Below are 17,416 nucleotides of genomic sequence, written 5' to 3'. Positions count from 1 at the left end.
CTTCGTCCGGCTCGACGTCCCCGGACAGCTCAGCGTCCCCGGACAACTCAACGTCCCCGGACAGCTCAACGTCCTCGACAGGCCGAACATCCCCATCCGGCTCGACATCCCCGTCCGGCCCGACCGATGCGCCCACAACCGCGGTCACCGCCGCGTCATCCGGCTCGCGTTCCGGGTCGCTGCCGGGCACACCTGAGGTCGTCGACTGCTCCATCCTCCGAGGGTATGTCCGACTGGTCGGCCAGGCCTGGCGTGACGCGGTGCTCCGACGGACTCCGCGCCGATCCGAGCCTGTGGAGGAGCGACTCAGTGCCGGCGGTGGTCCTGGATCGTCATCCGGGGGCCACGTCGCGGCGTGCGCACCCCGCTGCAACCGATCAGCCGAATGACCCGCTGCCGGTGTCCGCGCCACGGCTCGAGCAGCTCGAGCATCCCGTCGTCATCGACCCCGAGTCGCCCCGTCAACGCGAAGCCCACGGCCGCCGCCAGGTGGTAGTCGCCGACGCTCACCGCGTCCGGATCGCCGTGTGCCCGCATCATCACCTCGGAGGCGGTCCACGGTCCGATCCCCGGCACCGACCGAAGCCGGCGCTCCACCTCCGCCCCACCCCGACCAAGCGCCAGAGTGCGCTCCAGGCCCGATGCGACGAGCGCCGCGGTCAGGACCGTGCGGGAGCGCCGCGGGTCGACGCCCGCGCGGTGCCAGTCCCACGAGGGAACGCGACGCCACTGCTCCGCGCTCGGGGCCACGTGCAGGGCGACGGGCCCCGGAGCCGACTCGCCGTGCAGTCGGACGAGCATGCGGTACGCGCGCCACGCCTCCGTGCTGGTGACTTTCTGCTCGAGGATCGACGGCGCCAGCATCTCAAACACGAGGTTGGCGCGGGTCAGGCGCAAGCCCAGGGATCGACGGAGCACCTCTGAAAGCGGTGCGTGCGCGGTGAGATCGAGGCCGCTCCAGTCGTCGCCGTGGCCAAGTAGCTCGGGCACCCGACTGATCAGCCACTCGGCGCCCTCGCCCCAGGCGCGCGCGTGTACTGCACCGTCGACCGCCTGCCGCACATGGAGGGTTCCCGGTCCGAGCGGGGTGCGGAACGCACGCCAGAAGCCGGAAGCGTCGATCAGCATCGTCGGATCGCCCGCTCCGCGCAGGAGCGTTCGCAGCGTGAGCGCGAGACTCACCGGCACCGCCGGCGCGTAGACCGTGACCCAGCAGGGGACGGGAACGGGGGCGGCAATCGACACTCAGTGATGCTAACTGTGGCGACCGTGTGCACCTACGTGCAGGCAGCGGTTTAGACGAGGGCCCACGGTTGAGCGTAGACGTCGAATGGTTGCGTGAAGAAGTACACCGCGATTCCTCCGACGATGACTCTTTGGGAGGTGGGAAGCCCATTGCCTGCGCTCAGCGTCACATCGTTCGCACCCCCGGCGTCGACGATGATCGTCGGCGTCGGTTCGGCGGCAGCTTCTTGCTCATAGAACGGGTACCGGCGAGTGCCTGAGAGGGCGGCGACGGTGATGTCTTCTTCGGTTGCTGCGGTGAGCTGGTAGGAGAGCCAGTAGTTGCCGTAGGCATGCTCGACGCCGCGATGGGTCAGCAGCTCGTGCACGGCATCCGCGTCGGCGTTCCAGCGTGCTGAGGTGCCTAGCTCGAGCTGGTTCGTCCGGGCGTAAAGGAAGGTCGCGGTCATCGTGGGCAGGAGTAGCAGGGCAATCCAGGCCGTGATCGTGAAGCGGGTGAGGATCCATCCTGTGACCGCTGCGAACACGGGAATGAAGAAGATCGTGTAGCGGACCGAGTCGCTTCGAAGAGCGGTGTTGGCCCCCAGGACGAGAATGAGCGCAACCAAGATCGTGCCCGTGGCCAGTAGTACCGGCGCGGAGCGGCGCGAGGGCAGAGCCGCCTCCGCAGGGCTCCCTTTCACCACGTGTTCGGAGCGACACGCCCGGCGGATTGGTCCAGCCGACGAGAACACATGCGCAATTCCGATCCCGTATTTCCACTGGTCAGGGCCTTTATCTCGGGCGTAGTTTCTCGCCTGTCGCCTCGGCGCTCCAGCCGTCCGACACCGCCTATCACTGGAGATGTGCACATGTTCGACACGACCTTCATCCGCACGGCGATCGTCCGGAGCTCCGAGACAGCTCTCGATCGACGCCGTTTCTTCGAGGCCACCGGCGTCACCGGCCTCGGCATCGGTGCCGCGGCCCTCGCCGCTCCGACCGCCTCCGCCGACGAGGTCGCAGCCAGCGGCCCCAGCGACGCTTCGATCCTCAACTTCGCGCTCAACCTCGAATACCTCGAGGCCGAGTTCTACCTCCGCGCCGTCTACGGTTCGGGCCTCGGCGGCTCCGACGTAACCGGCAAGGGCACGCCCGGCGGCGTCATCGGCGGCCGGCCCGTCGACTTTAAGACCCCGTGGCTCAAGAGCTTTGCCACCGAGGTCGCGAACGACGAGAAGGCGCACGTCAAGTTCCTCCGCGGTGCCCTCGGTACCGCGGCAGTTGCACGTCCGGCCATCGACCTCAAGGCCAGCTTTAATGCCGCCGCGGCGGCGGCGGGGCTGATCAAGGCCGGGGACACCTTCGACCCGTTCGCGAGCGAGGCCAACTTTCTCCTTGGCGCTTTCGTCTTCGAGGATGTCGGAGTGACTGCATACAAAGGTGCCGCTCCGCTCATCCAGTCGAAGACGTACGTCGACGCGGCTGCCGGCATCCTCGCGGTGGAGGCGTACCACGCCGGGGCCATCCGCTCGGCCATCTACGCCGCCGACCTGTCGGACTCGGCGAACAAGCTCTCGGATGCTCGCGACAGTCTCGACGGCACGAGCGACCTCGACCAGGGCCCGAAGGTGAACGGACAGGCGAACATCGTCCCGGCCGATGCCAGCTCGATCGCCTTCAGCCGGACCCCCGGCCAGGTCCTGAACATCGTGTACCTGAACCCGAAGGCTTCCCGCACCGGCGGGTTCTTCCCCCGCGGCGTCAACGGCGACCTGAACACCAGCCAGGCCAACTAGCACGGCGTACGACAACGGGCCCTTCCTCGAGGCGGCGAGGAGGGGCCCGTTGTCGTCTGCGTGCACGTCTGTTCACTGAGTCCTCTACTCTGAGCGGATGAAGATCGGGATCCTCACCTCCGGCGGCGACTGCCCAGGGCTGAACGCCGTCATCCGCGGTGCCGTCTACAAGGGCATCAAGGTCTACGACCAGGAGTTCGTCGGCTTCCGCAACGGTTGGCGCGGAGTGGTCGATGGCGACCTCGTCCCCCTCGGGCGCTCCGAGATCCAGGGGATCGCCAAGCAGGGCGGCACCATCATCGGCACCAGCCGGACGAACCCTTTCGACGGCGAGAACGGCGGCCCCGAGAAGATCGCCGAGATGATGGACCGCAACGGCGTCGACTCGATCATCGCGATCGGCGGCGAGGGCACCCTCGCGGCGGCGAAGCGCCTCACGGATGCGGGATTGAAGATCGTCGGCGTCCCCAAGACCATCGACAACGACCTCGGCGCCACCGACTACACCTTCGGCTTCGACACCGCCGTCGGCATCGCGACCGACGCGATGGACCGCCTCCGCACCACCGGCGACTCGCACGGCCGCTGCATGGTCGCCGAAGTCATGGGTCGCCACGTCGGCTGGATCGCCCTGCACTCCGGAATGGCCGCCGGCGCGCACGTCATCCTCATCCCCGAGAAGCGCACGTCGATCGATCAGATCGTGGAGTGGGTGCAGAGCGCCCAGGACCGGGGTCGCGCGCCGCTCGTCGTAGTCGCCGAGGGCTTCTCGCTCGACACAATGGACGACGCTCACTCCGAGCGCGGCCTCGATGCCTTCGGCCGTCCGCGCCTGGGCGGGATCGGCGAGCTGCTCGCACCGCTCATCGAGGAGCGCACGGGCATCGAGACCCGCGCCACCACCCTCGGCCACATCCAGCGCGGAGGCACCCCCACCGCCTTCGACCGCGTTCTCGCGACCCGGCTGGGCATGGCAGCAATCGACTCCGTCGTCGCCGAACACTGGGGCCGAATGGTCGCACTGCGCGGCACCGACATCTACCACGTCGACTTTGCCGAGGCGCTCGGCACCCTTAAGACAGTGCCCGACTCCCGCTACGAGGAAGCACGCACCCTCTTCGGGTAGCCCCTCAATACACCTCCGGGTCGTCTTGCCCTCGGTGTGAATTGCGGCGCCCGCGAGGGTACCGCTGCCGCACTGAGAGAAAAGGACGGAGATTCATCAATGGAGGAGTTCCGCGCACGGCTTGAAAGGATGCAAGCATGGAAGGCGAGTACGTCCTACGGTCTCGGGACAGCCAGTACTCGCGTCGAGCCGTCGAACCTTGTCGTGGCGTCTGTAGCGTTCGTTGAGACGCTCTACCCGGAGAGCGTCGCCGGTCAAACAACCCTGGAAGATGGCGTGGATCCCGAGAAAGTTGATTCCTGGGGTGCAGTACCTCCTTCGATACGCTTACTTGATGAGGCGACTGAGAAAATTCGACAGGCAGGCGACCAGCGACACCTTTCGCAGCGCCGAAATCTGCCTGAATTCGAAACGCGTGATATCGGCGAAGCAACATGGGGAAACAAGCCAGTAGGCGCCCTTTATACTTTCAGCTCGGACGGAAACTTCCCGGGAATGTGGTGTGCCCACTTAGCCGCGCGAGACGCCTTGGACGACGTTCACGCGGGGAGAGTAGCCCGATCGCCGGCCGGCAAGAGTCTGATCATTCGTTCCGCGACTCAATGGTGTGAGTTCTCAATCAAGTACAGTGGCGCGGAATTATCTAATGGCAACGCGTGGCAGAAGACTTTTGTGGTGTGTGCATTGCCGCGCTCGCGGTAGCGCGGATAGATTGTTTTTAGTTCGCTTATCGAGGACGTACAGTCATGCCAGTTTTTTGGGGAGTGGAAACTACCGTCTGGCTGCGCGCCGACGTTCGTGTCCTGCGCGAACGGGCCGCCCTGAGTGAGGGCGGCCCGTTCGGCTACGTCTAACTCTGCGGGCTAGTTCTTGACCGCCACGATTGTCCAGGTCGTCGTACCGTAGCTGTCGTCGTCAACCGCACTGGTCGTTCCAGTCACCCTCTTGGCGTTGCCGCATGCCACAGTCGTGTTGGGGCTGTACTTATTTGCCGTTTGCGGAGTAGGAGTGTATCCGACGGGGAAGTGAACCACGACATTCGCCTCCGATCTGAATGTCGCCGGGCCATCCGAGCACGGCTTCGCTCCAACAGAGGATCCACGACTGACGTTGAAGCTGTCGAAGGTCTGGGACGCGACAGTGTTGTCGCTCACCTTTCGAACTGACGTCTTGATGGAGATCTCCGCGACGGTTTCGGTGCAGGTGACGCGACCTTCAGCGCTGATCGTTCCGTTCACGGGGCCAGACTGGTGCGGAATTTCCAGCGTAGCGGTGCACCTGATCACATCCCCCTCAGGCGCTGTCGCAGCTTCCGCGGCCGTCGCACCCGAGAAGATCAAGCCGAGCGAAACGGCGAGAACCGCGATCGTTCGTTCCACTATACGAACCCTCATTGTATTAACCTCCCACATTTAAGATGAAAACTCTCGAAGAGAATTGACCTGAACGCAAGTGTGTGAGGACTCGCGAAGGGTTTCTAGGTCTATTCTCACAATTGAGTTTGCTGTCGTCATGAGACTAAGTGGATTCAACCCCGAAGGCATGTCGTCTTAATAGGGGACATTTCGGGGTACACAGTGGTTGGATGGTGCTCGATTCTGGACCGAGGGACTGAGTAAACTCTCCGTCGTCCTCGGCGCGCTGCCCGCGGAGGAGGAGCCCGGTACCGCGGAGATGGAGGTGAGGGCTAAGTGGAGATGAGAAGGCTTATTCAGAACCCTACCGGGTCACTCAGAAAGACCTGATCAGCCCCGGATGCAGTGCACGACGCCGTGAATCGGCAACGATGGTCCGAACTTGCGAAGGGCGATTCGCTCCGAGTTAACGTGCACCTGCCCCGCTGCGCGTCAGCCTTTCGCGCCGTCCGGCGTCGCCGTCGCCACGATCTGCGCCCGCGCGAGCGTGTGGAAGTGAGCGGTAAAGCCCAGGATCGCCGGCGTCGACTCAGGATCGAGGTCGAGCGACTCGACATCGAGGGCGTGCACGACAATGAAGTAGCGGTGCTCGCGGTCCGGCGGCGCCGCTCCGATGAACTGGCGCAGCCGCAGATCGTTGGGCAGCGTCTGCGCACCGGCCGGGAGCAGCTCGAAGCCCGCGGCGCCCGCGCCGGTCGGTAGCTCGGTGGTGTCGGCAGGCAGGTTGCAGACCGCCCAGTGCCAGAATCCGGAGCCGGTGGGCGCGTCAGGGTCGAATACCGTCACGGCGAAGCTCTTCGTCTCGGCGGGCGCACCCGACCAGCGCAGGTGCGGCGAGACGTCCTCCCCGCCCGCGCCCTCGCCGTAGTGGCGGGCGGCGAACGGCTCGCCGTCGGCGATGTCGTCGCTCTCGAGCGCGAAGGTCGACACCTCACCGAGGCGGGCATAGGGGTCGTAGGTCCAGTCGGACATCCGGTTCTCCATTCGGGAAGGGCGGGCGGCATTCGGGAAGGGCGGGCGGCATCAGTCTAGGAACCCGTCGCGACCCGTCAAAGAGCGTGCGGAGGCGGTCACGACCCGAGGTAGCGCCCGGGCCGGTGGTTGAACGCCAGCACCAGGATGAGCACCACGACGCCCGCGGCCGAGATCACTACGTTCAGGGGCGGCACCACGAGTAGCGCGGCCACGACCACGCAGGCGTCGAGAGCCATCATCACGTAGCCTGCCCGCCAGCCCAGCCGCTCCTGCGCGATGATGCTGAATCCGCCGAGGCTCGACCCGTGCCGGAACAGGATGAGCAGCCCGATGCCCGCCAGGACGTCGCCGGTCAGCACTCCATAGACGGGCTCAATCCGCAGGTCACCGAACGCGAGCGGGTGCAGGCCCGCCAGCAGCGAGACCAGCACGATCGAGAACATCGTGCGCAGCGTGAACCGCCAGCCCTTCTTCCAGAGCGACAGCGCGAGGAACGGCACGTTCACGGTCACCAGGATCACGCCGAACGGGATGCCGAGCGGGTACCCGAGCAGCAGCGCAAGACCCGCCGGTGACGGCCTGGCTCGCCCGCAACAGGTACAGACCGAGGGACACGACGAAGGCGCCGGTGACGAGGCCGAAGACGTCCTCGAGGCGGGAGTGCGGCACGGGGGCGGAAGGCACCCGTCGATGCTGCCATACACTGTGTCCCAAACTACACTGTGTCCCAAACCCGACGTCCTCGTAAGATGTGCCAGTGCTGCCGAAGATCCTGCTGTTCTACCGCTTCGTGCCGCTCGGCGACCCCGAGTCCGTGCGGCTGTGGCAGCGCGAACTCTGCGAGTCGCTGGGTCTGCGCGGTCGCCTCCTGATTTCAGAGCACGGGGTAAACGGCACTCTCGGCGGGGGCATGGACGCGCTGAAGCGCTACGTCAGGCGCACCCGAGAGCACTCGGCGTTCCGCGGTCTGGATGTGAAGTGGAGCGACGGCTCCGGGCTCGATGAGCAGGGCCGCAGCCTCGACTTCCCGGGGCTCTCGGTGAAGGTGCGCGACGAGATCGTCTCGTTCGGCGCCCCCGACGAGCTGCGGGTCGACGCGGAGGGCGTCGTGGGCACGGCTCCGCGTCTCGACCCGGACCAGCTCGACGCTCTGGTCGCCGAGCGCGAGGACGTGGTGCTCTTCGACGGCCGCAACGCCTTCGAGGCGGAGATTGGCCGCTTCGACGGGGCGGTGGTGCCGGGAGTCGCAAGCACCCGCGACTTCGTTGAGCAACTCGACGCTGGGGTCTTCGACCATCTCAAGGGACGCCCGGTCGTCACGTACTGCACCGGCGGCATCCGCTGCGAGGTGCTCTCGAGCCTGATGGCGGCGCGCGGCTTCGGCGAGGTGTACCAACTCGACGGAGGCGTCGTCCGCTACGCCGAGGCCCGCCGCGACCGCGGCCTGTGGCGGGGGGCGCTGTATGTGTTCGACGGGCGCGGCTCCGTCACCTTCTCCCCCGACGCCGAGGTGCTCGGGCGGTGCGCGCGATGCTCCTCGCCCACGAGTCGGATGCGCAACTGCGTCGATTCAGCCTGCCGCGCCCAGCTGGTGGTCTGCGAGGGCTGCGCGGCAGTGGCCTGCCCGTCCCACGCGAGCCCTCCGCGCGTCGCCCTGACCGCCGTGCAGGACGCCGCCTCCGTCCACTACTCCGACGGCTCGCTGCCCGAGGGAACCCCTCCGCTGAACTGACCGCCCGGCCATGGGCGCCCGGGCGTAGCGTGGGCCCATGTACCGAGCCATCGTCGTCGAGCGGCATTCCGACTCCGACACCGCGACCCCAAACCGAGCCCGCCTCCTCCAGCGCGATGATCCCGACCGCTCACACGGCGACGTGTCGATCGCGGTCGAGTACTCGAGCGTCAACTACAAGGACGCCCTAGCGCTCGCCGGTCGGCCGGGGATCGTCCGGCGCACCCCGCTGATCGCCGGGATCGATCTCGTCGGTACCGTCGAGTATGCCGATGGCGACGCGGACGAGCGCTTCGACTCTGGCGACCGAGTTGTGCTGAACGGAGCCGGCCTGGGCGAGCGACACGACGGAGGGCTCGCCGAACGCGCCCGGGTCGACTCCGCTTCGCTGCTGCGGCTGCCCGGAGCGATCTCATCGGCCCGGGCGGGGGCAATCGGCACCGCTGGCTTCACGGCGATGCTCGCGGTGCTGGAGCTGGAGCGGCACGGCGTGCGTCCCGGGGCTGGTCCGGTCCTGGTGACCGGTGCCTCAGGAGGGGTAGGCTCGCTCGCCGTGACCCTGCTCGCGCGGCTCGGGCACGAGGTGGTCGCCTCGACCGGGCGCGTCGATGAGCACGGCGCACTGCTCCAGCGTCTCGGCGCCTCCGACGTGATCGACCGGGCCGAGCTGCAGGAGGGTGGGAAGCCGCTGCAATCCGAGCGGTGGGCGGGAGCCGTCGACTCGGCCGGCTCGCACACGCTCGCCAACGTGCTCGCGCAGACCCGATGGGGTGGCACCGTGGCCGCCTGCGGTCTCGCCCAGGGGCCGGACCTGCCCGTCACCGTGATGCCGTTCATCCTGCGCGGCGTGACGCTCACGGGCGTCAATTCGGTGGAGGCGCCCCGCACGCTCCGCGAGGAGGCGTGGCGGCGCCTCGCGCACGACCTCGATCTCACACTGCTCGACGAGCTGACGAGGACCGTCGCACTCGCCGACGCGTTCGACGCGGCGGGCGACTTGCTCGCGGGGCGCGCGCACGGGCGGACGCTGGTCGACGTGCGGGCCTAGCGCCGCACAACGTCAGCTGAGGCGCTATCTCAGCCACCATCGTCGATGAGGTCGCTTCTCAGCTGACGTTGTGCGGGGACGCGGACCTACTCGGCGGCCTCGGTCGCACCGCTCGGCTCGGCCGAGGCGTGCCCGACGGCGGCATCCACTCGTGCGGCGGCGGACTTCGGCTTCGCGGCAGCCTTCTGTTTCGCCGCTGCTCCAGGCTTCGGCGCGGTACTCGGCTTCTGGGTCGCCGTTGGCGCCGGCTCGGGGGCTGCCTCCGGTTCCGGTTCCTTCGTCCCGGCGTCCGCGGCCGTCGCCTGCTCCGTAACCTCGGCGACGATCACGAGATCGTCGGTCTCGATCACCGGGATCGCCGCGGTCATCGTTCCCAGCTGCAACGCCGCGATGAGTTCGGGCGCGTGCTTGGTGCTGATGATCAGGCGCGAATACACCTCACCGACCAGGTCGATCACGACAGCGGATGCCGTCCGCTTGATCAGCAGGAAGTCCTTGCCTCCGTGGAACTTCCAAGTGCCGGCTGCGAGAGTGAGCGGAAGAGCGGTGCCCGGGGCTCGGACGCCGCGCACCCAGATCCACGGATCCTCGGTGACCGTGGCCGAGCGGATACTCGAGCGACCGACCACGACGTTACTGCGGTGATAGGACAGGACTCGTTCCGCGGCGGTGAGGCGGAGTTCGAGGCGGTCGGGGAGCACAGTCACGACGGGCATGCCTCTAGTCTGCCCCGCCGCTCGCCGCCGGGTCAGCGTTGAATCGCAGAGCTCCCGCCGCAGGCGCGGCGATGACAGCATGGAGGGATGCCGATGGACCCGGACGAGTCGCGCCATCTCGACGCGCTGCTCGCCGAGCGCCAGGCACAGACCCGCCTCGAGGCCGCCCACCTGGAGGCGTCGCTCGCCGAACTCCTCCGCGACCGCGCCGACGGCACTGCCGACGACGAGCACGATCCGGAGGGCACCCCGCTCTCGGCGGAGTGGTCACGAATCACCGGGGTGCGCGACGCACTCATCCGGTCCGCACAGGAACTCGACGCGGCCCGCGAGCGCCTCGTCTCAGGTGCGTACGGAGACTGCGTGCAGTGTGGCCGCTCGATCGGCGCCGCCCGCCTCGCCGCCCGGCCGACCGCCGAACTCTGCATCGACTGCGCTCGCCGAGCGGAGTCACGCGGCTTCTGATCCCGCCGCTCTCCTGAAGGCCCCCACAGATTCCGGCGCGGGGAAACCCACCTTCTCCTGCGAACATTCTCATGTGGCAGTTGCCCCCAAATGGGTGGAGCGTGCCGTCCCTTCCCCCCTCCGCTCGAAAGGCACCCCCGCCATGCCCGAGACGTCGACCGCCCGACCGACCAGCGTCCCGCCCGCCCCCGACAAGCGAGCCTGGCGCTCGCTGATCGTCCTCCTGGCGGGCATGTTCATCGCCCTGCTCGACACGACGATCGTGAATGTCGCGCTGCCCACCATCCGCACCACGCTCGACGCCTCCGAGTCGACTCTCTCGTGGATCATCTCCGGCTACGCGCTCGCGTTCGGCCTCGCGCTCATCCCGGCCGGCCGCCTCGGCGACCGCTTCGGGCACAAATGGGTCTTCGTCAGCGGAGTCGCACTGTTCACCGTCGCGAGCTTCGCGTGCGGTCTCGCCGCCGACGACGCGCAGCTCGTGATTGCGCGCGTCGTGCAGGGCCTCGCCGGCGGCATCTTTGTCCCCGCGGTCAACGCTTACATCCAGCTCCTGTTCCGCGGCCCCTCGCGCGGCAAGGCTTTCGCGGTGATGGGCGCGGTCCTCGGAGTCTCGTCGGCGCTTGGCCCGATCATCGGCGGCCTCATCATCCAGGCCTTCGGGGACGAGAACGGCTGGCGCCTGGTCTTCTGGGTGAACCTGCCCATCGGCGTCGCAACGCTTATTGCCGCCGCGATCCTCCTCCCCACCCGACGCGATCTCGAGACCGGCGACCGCGCCCCCAGCGGAGGCGTCGACTGGCTCGGCCTCGTGCTCGTCTCCGGCGGCCTGGTCGCCCTTCTCGTCCCGCTCATCCAGGGCGAGGACGAGGGCTGGCCGCTGTGGACCTTCCTCTCTCTCGCGGGCGGAGTGCTCCTCCTTGCCGCGTTCGGGGCGTGGGAGGTGCTCTACGTGCGTCGCGGTCGCGCACCGCTGGTGCCGCCGTCGCTGTTCCGCCACCCGGCCTTCACCGGAGGCGTGATCCTCGCCCTGGTCTACTTCGCCGCGTTCACCAGCATCTTCTTCACGATCTCGCTGGTCTGGCAATCCGGACTCGGCCACAGCGCGCTCGAGTCGGGGCTCGTCTCGATCCCCTTCGCCATCGGCAGCATCATCAGCTCGTCGCAGAGCAACCGGATGACCACGCGGCTCGGCCGCAACGTCCTCGTGATGGGCAGCGGCCTCCTCGCGATCGGCCTCGGCTGGGTATGGCTGGTGCTGCTCACCGCGACACCGGAGTCGATCACCAACTGGCAGCTTTTGGCGCCGCTCCTGATCGCCGGCCTCGGCAATGGCTTCTTCATCGCTCCGAACGTGCAGTTCATCGTCGCAACCGTCGACCCGCAGGACGCGGGCGCGGCGAGCGGAGTGATCTCGGCCACTCAGCGGATCGGCTCCGCGGTCGGCATCGCCGTGATCGGCAGCGTGCTGTTCGGCGGCCTGGTCATTACCGGCCCGGACACCGTGGCCTCGGGCTTCCTCGACGCCGCGGCCCCCGCGATGCTGCTGAGTACCTTGATGGCGATCGCTGCGTTCGCGCTGGTGTTCGTGCTGCCGAAATCGGTTTCGCGGCGCGGCTGACGCCGGCCTACGCCCTCGCTGCCGCCCTCGCTGCCGCCGGCAACGCCTCCACGATGCGGCCGACCGCCGCACCGTCGTGCGCCGCCGAGACGAACCACGCCTCGAATACCGACGGCGGCAGCGAGACGCCCGCGTCGAGCATCGCGTGGAAGAAGGCCGGGTACCGGAACGCTTCCTGCGCCTGCACCTCGGCGTAGGTGTGCACAGGCCGTCCCAAATCGGTGAACATGAAGCTGAACAGGCTCCCAGCGGTCTGCACCGTGTGGGCCACGCCCTCCTTCGTCAGAGCCGCCGAGACCTCCCGCTGCAGCGTCAACGCGGTCGAGTCGAGGGAGGAGTACACAGCGTCGTCCGCGAGCTGCAGCGTCCGGATGCCCGCCGCGACCGCGACCGGGTTCCCCGAGAGCGTCCCCGCCTGATAGACCGGCCCGAGCGGCGCCAGGTAGTCCATCACGTCCGCACGACCGCCGAGAGCCGCGACGGGCATCCCCCCGCCGATGACTTTGCCGAAGGTGTAGAGGTCGGCCCGGTACGGAGTCTCCACCGCACGGTTCTCGAGCCCCCACCAGCCGCCCGCGCTGACGCGGAACCCAGTCAGCACCTCGTCCATGATCAGCAGAGAGCCGTTCGCGTGCACCAGCTCGGCGAGTGCGGCGTTGAAGCCCGGCTCGGGTGCGACGACGCCCATGTTCGCGGCGGCGGCCTCGGTGATGACCGCCGCGACCTCGGAGCCGCGCTCGGCGAACACCGCGCGCACGGCGTCGAGATCGTTGTAGGGCAGCACGATCGTCTGCGCGGCGGTGGCGGCAGTGACGCCGGCGGAGGCGGGCAGCGAGAGGGTCGCGAGGCCGGAGCCGGCATCGGCGAGCAGGCCGTCGGAGTGGCCGTGGTAATGGCCGGAGAACTTGATCAGAAGATCACGGCCGGTGACGCCGCGAGCGAGCCGAATAGCGGTCATCGTCGCTTCGGTGCCGGTCGAGACCAGCCGAAGCTTCTCAATGGGAGACACTCCCCCGGCGGTGATCCGCGCTTCGACGAGTTCGGCGAGTTCGGTCTCGGCGGGGGTTGACGCGCCGAACGAGAGGCCGCGGGCAGCCGCCTCCTGCACCGCCGCGACGACCTCGGGGTGCGCGTGGCCGAGCACGGCCGGGCCCCAGGAGCAGACGAGGTCGACGTACTCGCGACCGTCGGCGTCCGTGATGTACGGGCCCGCGGCAGAGACCATGAAGCGCGGTGTCCCGCCGACGGAGCGAAACGCTCTGACGGGCGAGTTGACGCCTCCGGGAATCGCGTGCCTGGCACGCTCGTACAGGGTGTCGTTCGCCGAGATGGTCACCTCACCAGGGTAGGTGTGGCCTCCGCCGAGATCCTTCATTTCGGACGAGATGCCGTGCCTTGGCCGGGCATCTCGTCCGCATCGGCCGATCTCGCGACATTTCGCGAGACGGGGCTATCGCAGCAGGTCGCGGGCGATCTCGACGGCCCAGTAGGTCAGCACCGCGTCAGCGCCGGCACGGAGGATGCCGGTCACCGACTCCAGGATTGCCGACTCGCGCGAGATCCATCCGTTCGCGGCGGCGGCCTCGATCATCGAGTATTCGCCCGACACCTGGTACGCCCAGACCGGCACGTTTGACACGGCGACGACGTCCGAGAGCACGTCGAGGTAGCTCATCGCCGGCTTGACCATCACCACGTCCGCGCCCTCGGCGAGGTCCAGCGTCGCCTCGCGCAGTCCCTCGCGGCGGTTCGCCGGATCCTGCTGGTAGGTTCGCCGGTCACCCTCGAGCGTCGACTGCACGGCCTCCCGGAACGGGCCGTAGAAGCTCGACGCGTACTTCGCCGAGTACGCCAGGATCGCGGTGTCGAGGTGCCCGGCTCCGTCGAGCGCCGCGCGGATGGCGCCCACCTGGCCGTCCATCATCCCCGAGAGGCCGAGCAGGTGCGAGCCCGCCTCGGCCTGGGCGAGCGCCATCTCTTCGTAGCGGAGGAGCGTGGCGTCGTTGTCGACTCGGCCGCGAGAGTCGAGCACGCCGCAGTGCCCGTGGTCGGTGAATTCGTCGAGGCAGAGGTCCGTCTGCACGACCAGAGCGTCGCCGACCTCCTCCACGACGGCGCGCGTCGCCGCGTTGAGCACGCCGTGTGGATCTGTCGCACCCGAACCCACTGCATCCCGCGTGGTCGGCACTCCAAACAGCATCACGCCGCCCAGGCCGGCCTCGGCCGCCTCCGTCACTGCGCGGCGCACGCTGTCGAGCGAGTGGTGCAGCACTCCGGGCATCGAGCCGATCGGGCGAGCCTCGGTAATTCCCTCCGCGACGAAGAGCGGGAGGATCAGCTGGGCCGGGTGAATGCGCGTCTCCTGCACGAGTCGGCGGAGTGCGGGGGTCGTACGGAGGCGCCGCGGGCGGATGGCAGTCATACCTTCCAGCGTAATCCCGCCCCGCCGCGCAGCTCGCGGGACCGCTCCTCCACATCGGCGAGCGCCGCGCGTTGTCCACTGGTGACACCGATGGAGCCGCCGCGGTCGCCACCGGTCGCCAATCCTCGTCCTTGTGACCGATGTCCTCGCCCTCCTCGCCGCTGCCGGCGGCAGTGCCCCGTCACGCGCTCTGGCCGCCGCCGGCGTGCGACGCACCACCCTCGACCACGCCCTGTCCACCGGCAAGGTCGTCCGAGTCCGCCGCGGCTGGTACGCGCTCGCGGACGCACCCGCTGTCGAGGTCGCCGCGGTGCGCTCGGGCGGCCTGCTCACCTGCGTCTCGCTGCTCCGGCACCTCGGCCTCTGGACTGTCGAGCGCCCTGCTCTGCACGTCGCGCTCGGAAGCTCCTCGGTTCGAGCGGTCCGCGGTGGAATCGTCGGCCACTGGCGCCAATGGCCGGGGCAGGGGCAGCGCTCCTTCGCGCAGGACGGCGTCGGCTCCGCGATCCTGCACGTGGTGACCTGCGTGAGCGAGGACACTGCAATCGTCACCATCGACTCTGCGCTCAACACAGGTCTTCTTCCGCCGGATGAACTCTCCTCCCTGCGGGCTCTGGCGCCCGTCGGCAAGCGTGCCCTCTTTGATCTCGTCGACGGGCGCAGCCAATCGGGTCTTGAATCGAAAATCCGGGTGAGCATGAGGCGGCACGGGGTCCAGGTGCGACCGCAAGTCTTCATCCCCGGCGTCGGCCACGTCGACGACATCATCGGGGAGCGGCTCGTGGTCGAGAGCGACGGCTACCGCTACCACTGCTCACTCGCGCAGTTCCGCGAGGACCGGCGCCGCGACCTCGAACTCGCCCGCCGAGGCTACCTCTGCCTCCGGCTCGACAACCACCAGATCATGGACGACTGGCCGCGGACCGAAGAAGTGCTGCTCACCCTGGTCCGCAATCGCGAGCACCTGTGGACCCCCGCGCAGAGGCGGCGACACAACGTCAGCTGAGACGCACTCTCATCCACCATCATGGATGAGACGTACTCTCAGCCGACGTTGCGTCGGGTGAGTCAGCGGGGGGCGCGCCCCGAGGCGACTGCCGCGACGACGTCAATCAGGGAAGCCGCCGAGCGCTCGTCGGCGACCACGTCGACGCGCAGGCCGAAGGCGCGGGCATCCTTCGCGGTCTGCGGCCCGATCGCCGCAACAAGGGTCGACTCCGGGACCGGACCGAGCTGCTTCTGCACCTGCTCGGCGACGCTCCCCGACGTGACGAGGATGGCGTGCACCGCGCCGCTGGCAACGTCCGCGACGACGCGATCCTCGGCCGGAACTCCTACCGTGCGATACGCCACGACCGAGCGCACGTCGTGCCCGCTGCGGGTGAGCCCCTCGGTGAGGAGCGGCTTCGCTATCTCAGACCGCAGCGTCAGCACACGCAGTGGCCGCCGGCCGCCAGTCGCCTGCTCCCACTCGGCGAGCAACCCACGAGCGGAGTTGTCCTCGGAGGGGACGAGGTCGACGGAGTAACCAGCCGCCACGAGTGCAGCGGCCGTGGTCTCGCCGACGGCAGCTACCTTGGTCGTCGCGGGGACCGTTGTGCGCAGCAGCGAGAGAACATCGACGGTGGTGGCGCTCGTGACCGTCATCCAGTCGAACGCTCCGGCCTCGAGATCGGCGAGGGCCTGCTCCAGCGCCGGGAAGTCATCGGTGGGCGCGAAATTGATCATGGGAGCGACGACGGGCGAGGCGCCCTTCGCGCGGAGGGCGGCAGCGACACCGTCGCCCCACGGGCCTCCGCGGGGGACGAGGATGCGCCACCCCTGCAACGGCTTCTCCCACTGGGAGTAGGCGGCGGGGACGATCACGACGGGGCTCCCAGAGGTGCGAGTTCGGCGGCACCCGCACCGAGAAGCGCGTCGGCGAGCAGAGACCCGCTACGGAACGCGGCTTCGACGACGGGCAGTTCGCGACCACCATACTGCCTATCCGCCCGATGTCGATCATCGCCGCCCGCACCGCCGCCGATCGCCTCCGCCACCTCCCGGGCAAGAGACGCGCTGCCATCAATGGCGAACACCACTGCGTGCAGGACGATGCGGTCGCCAACGATCGCAGCCGACGCTCCGATGGGCGCGGCGCACCCCGCCTCGAGGGCTGCGAGGAGAGAGCGCTCGGCGGTGATCGCCGCGCGCGTGGGCAGGTGCTCGATCGCCGCGAGGGCAACCCGAAGTTCCTCCGACGGCTCCTCGTCACGGACCTCGATCGCGAGGGCCCCCTGACCCGGGGCATGCGGCGAGACAGCGAAGTCGAGCAGTTCGGTGATCGCGTCGACGCGGCCGAGGCGGCGCAATCCCGACAGGGCGAGCACGATCGCGTCCAGCGGCGAATCGCTCCCTGGCAGCACACGCCGCAGCCGCGTGTCGATGTTTCCGCGGATGTCGACGACCGCGAGATCGGGACGCGCGGCGAGCAGAGCGGCGCGTCGGCGAGGGGACCCGGTACCGACGCGGGCGCCGACGGGCAGGGTCGCTAGCGTCAGGCCGTCGCGCGCGCACAGGGCGTCCCGCGGATCCTCGCGCTCGGGCACCGCACCGAGCAGCAGCCCCTCGACCGGAGCGGTGGGGAGATCCTTCAGCGAGTGCACGATGGCATCGCAGCGCCCGGCCAGCAGCGCGTCGCGCAGGGCACTCACGAAAACGCCGGTGCCTCCGAGGGACGCGAGCGATCCGCGCATCCGGTCGCCGTCGGACTCGATGCGCACCAGCTCGACGGGAACGCCCGCCGCCGCCGACATCAGGTTGGCGGTCATCCGGGTCTGCGCCACCGCGAGCGCGCTCGCACGGGTGCCGACGCGGATGCTCACGACCGCGGA

The 17,416-nt window shown here is 68.6% G+C and carries 17 protein-coding genes; 7 read left to right on the top strand and 10 right to left on the bottom strand.

Annotated features, from left to right (window positions below; genetic code table 11):
* Positions 1–306: 306 nt before the first annotated feature.
* Complete coding sequence (locus HRF29_RS12420; RefSeq protein ID WP_246226995.1) at positions 307–1,245, bottom strand: DNA-3-methyladenine glycosylase family protein; 939 nt, start codon at positions 1,243–1,245, stop codon at positions 307–309.
* Positions 1,246–1,295: 50 nt separating this feature from the next.
* Entirely contained in the window at positions 1,296–1,928 is a 633-nt protein-coding gene (locus tag HRF29_RS12415; RefSeq protein WP_173249148.1) for a hypothetical protein, read from the bottom strand.
* 168 nt (positions 1,929–2,096) lie between these two features.
* Here HRF29_RS12415 and HRF29_RS12410 point away from each other — a divergent pair, with 168 nt between their 5' ends.
* Both HRF29_RS12410 and HRF29_RS12405 read left to right on the top strand, forming a co-directional pair.
* Positions 2,097–3,023 (top strand): ferritin-like domain-containing protein, encoded by a 927-nt coding sequence (locus HRF29_RS12410; protein WP_173249147.1) that lies wholly within the window; start codon positions 2,097–2,099, stop codon positions 3,021–3,023.
* Between the two features lie 97 nt (positions 3,024–3,120).
* Positions 3,121–4,149, top strand: a complete 1,029-nt coding sequence (locus HRF29_RS12405; protein WP_173249146.1) for a 6-phosphofructokinase — start codon at positions 3,121–3,123, stop codon at positions 4,147–4,149.
* An 863-nt stretch (positions 4,150–5,012) separates the two neighbouring features.
* Here HRF29_RS12405 and HRF29_RS12400 read toward each other — a convergent pair.
* The 3 genes from HRF29_RS12400 to HRF29_RS12390 all read right to left on the bottom strand — a co-directional run bounded on the left by HRF29_RS12400 (position 5,013) and on the right by HRF29_RS12390 (position 7,060).
* Positions 5,013–5,528, bottom strand: a complete 516-nt coding sequence (locus HRF29_RS12400) for a hypothetical protein (protein ID WP_173249145.1) — start codon at positions 5,526–5,528, stop codon at positions 5,013–5,015.
* A gap of 468 nt (positions 5,529–5,996) precedes the next feature.
* Positions 5,997–6,536 carry a YbhB/YbcL family Raf kinase inhibitor-like protein gene (locus HRF29_RS12395; protein WP_173249144.1) on the bottom strand — a complete coding sequence of 180 codons (540 nt, stop codon included), beginning with the start codon at positions 6,534–6,536 and terminating at the stop codon, positions 5,997–5,999.
* 98 nt (positions 6,537–6,634) lie between these two features.
* The gene (locus HRF29_RS12390) at positions 6,635–7,060 is read right to left on the bottom strand and encodes a YitT family protein (protein ID WP_343043738.1); all 426 of its coding nucleotides are present in this window, start codon (positions 7,058–7,060) and stop codon (positions 6,635–6,637) included.
* A 239-nt stretch (positions 7,061–7,299) separates the two neighbouring features.
* Here HRF29_RS12390 and trhO point away from each other — a divergent pair, with 239 nt between their 5' ends.
* Positions 7,300–8,271 (top strand): oxygen-dependent tRNA uridine(34) hydroxylase TrhO, encoded by a 972-nt coding sequence (gene trhO / locus HRF29_RS12385; protein ID WP_187698437.1) that lies wholly within the window; start codon positions 7,300–7,302, stop codon positions 8,269–8,271.
* A 37-nt stretch (positions 8,272–8,308) separates the two neighbouring features.
* On the top strand, positions 8,309–9,319 hold the full coding sequence (locus tag HRF29_RS12380) for an MDR family oxidoreductase (protein WP_173249142.1): 1,011 nt from the start codon (positions 8,309–8,311) through the stop codon (positions 9,317–9,319).
* Between the two features lie 86 nt (positions 9,320–9,405).
* Here HRF29_RS12380 and HRF29_RS14630 read toward each other — a convergent pair whose 3' ends face one another.
* The gene (locus tag HRF29_RS14630; protein ID WP_187698426.1) at positions 9,406–10,035 is read right to left on the bottom strand and encodes a hypothetical protein; all 630 of its coding nucleotides are present in this window, start codon (positions 10,033–10,035) and stop codon (positions 9,406–9,408) included.
* 87 nt (positions 10,036–10,122) lie between these two features.
* On the opposite strand from HRF29_RS14630, the gene HRF29_RS12370 reads away from it, so the two are divergent.
* Both HRF29_RS12370 and HRF29_RS12365 read left to right on the top strand, forming a co-directional pair.
* Positions 10,123–10,500: a TraR/DksA family transcriptional regulator gene (locus tag HRF29_RS12370; protein WP_246226993.1), complete on the top strand. Its 378-nt coding sequence runs from the start codon at positions 10,123–10,125 to the stop codon at positions 10,498–10,500.
* Between the two features lie 142 nt (positions 10,501–10,642).
* The gene (locus tag HRF29_RS12365) at positions 10,643–12,121 is read left to right on the top strand and encodes an MFS transporter (protein WP_173249141.1); all 1,479 of its coding nucleotides are present in this window, start codon (positions 10,643–10,645) and stop codon (positions 12,119–12,121) included.
* Between the two features lie 7 nt (positions 12,122–12,128).
* Here the strand turns inward: HRF29_RS12365 and hemL are convergent, their stop codons facing one another.
* Positions 12,129–13,457, bottom strand: coding sequence for a glutamate-1-semialdehyde 2,1-aminomutase (gene hemL, locus HRF29_RS12360; RefSeq protein WP_425503131.1), 1,329 nt, complete (start codon positions 13,455–13,457; stop codon positions 12,129–12,131).
* A gap of 114 nt (positions 13,458–13,571) precedes the next feature.
* A complete protein-coding gene (hemB, locus tag HRF29_RS12355) occupies positions 13,572–14,543 on the bottom strand; it encodes a porphobilinogen synthase (protein WP_173249139.1) in 972 nt (323 codons plus the stop codon).
* Between the two features lie 133 nt (positions 14,544–14,676).
* On the opposite strand from hemB, the gene HRF29_RS15380 reads away from it, so the two are divergent.
* Positions 14,677–15,549, top strand: coding sequence for a DUF559 domain-containing protein (locus HRF29_RS15380; RefSeq protein WP_173249138.1), 873 nt, complete (start codon positions 14,677–14,679; stop codon positions 15,547–15,549).
* Between the two features lie 62 nt (positions 15,550–15,611).
* On the opposite strand, the gene HRF29_RS12345 is transcribed toward HRF29_RS15380, so the two are convergent.
* Positions 15,612–16,406 (bottom strand): uroporphyrinogen-III synthase, encoded by a 795-nt coding sequence (locus tag HRF29_RS12345; RefSeq protein WP_173249209.1) that lies wholly within the window; start codon positions 16,404–16,406, stop codon positions 15,612–15,614.
* The gene (gene hemC, locus HRF29_RS12340; RefSeq protein WP_173249137.1) at positions 16,406–17,407 is read right to left on the bottom strand and encodes a hydroxymethylbilane synthase; all 1,002 of its coding nucleotides are present in this window, start codon (positions 17,405–17,407) and stop codon (positions 16,406–16,408) included. The genes HRF29_RS12345 and hemC overlap by 1 nt, the downstream gene beginning before the upstream one ends.
* Positions 17,408–17,416: the final 9 nt, after the last annotated feature.

Origin of the sequence: Rathayibacter agropyri, assembly GCF_013249015.1 — a bacterium.
Lineage (GTDB): Bacteria > Actinomycetota > Actinomycetes > Actinomycetales > Microbacteriaceae > Rathayibacter > Rathayibacter agropyri.
This window is presented reverse-complemented; position numbering and strand designations above follow the sequence as displayed.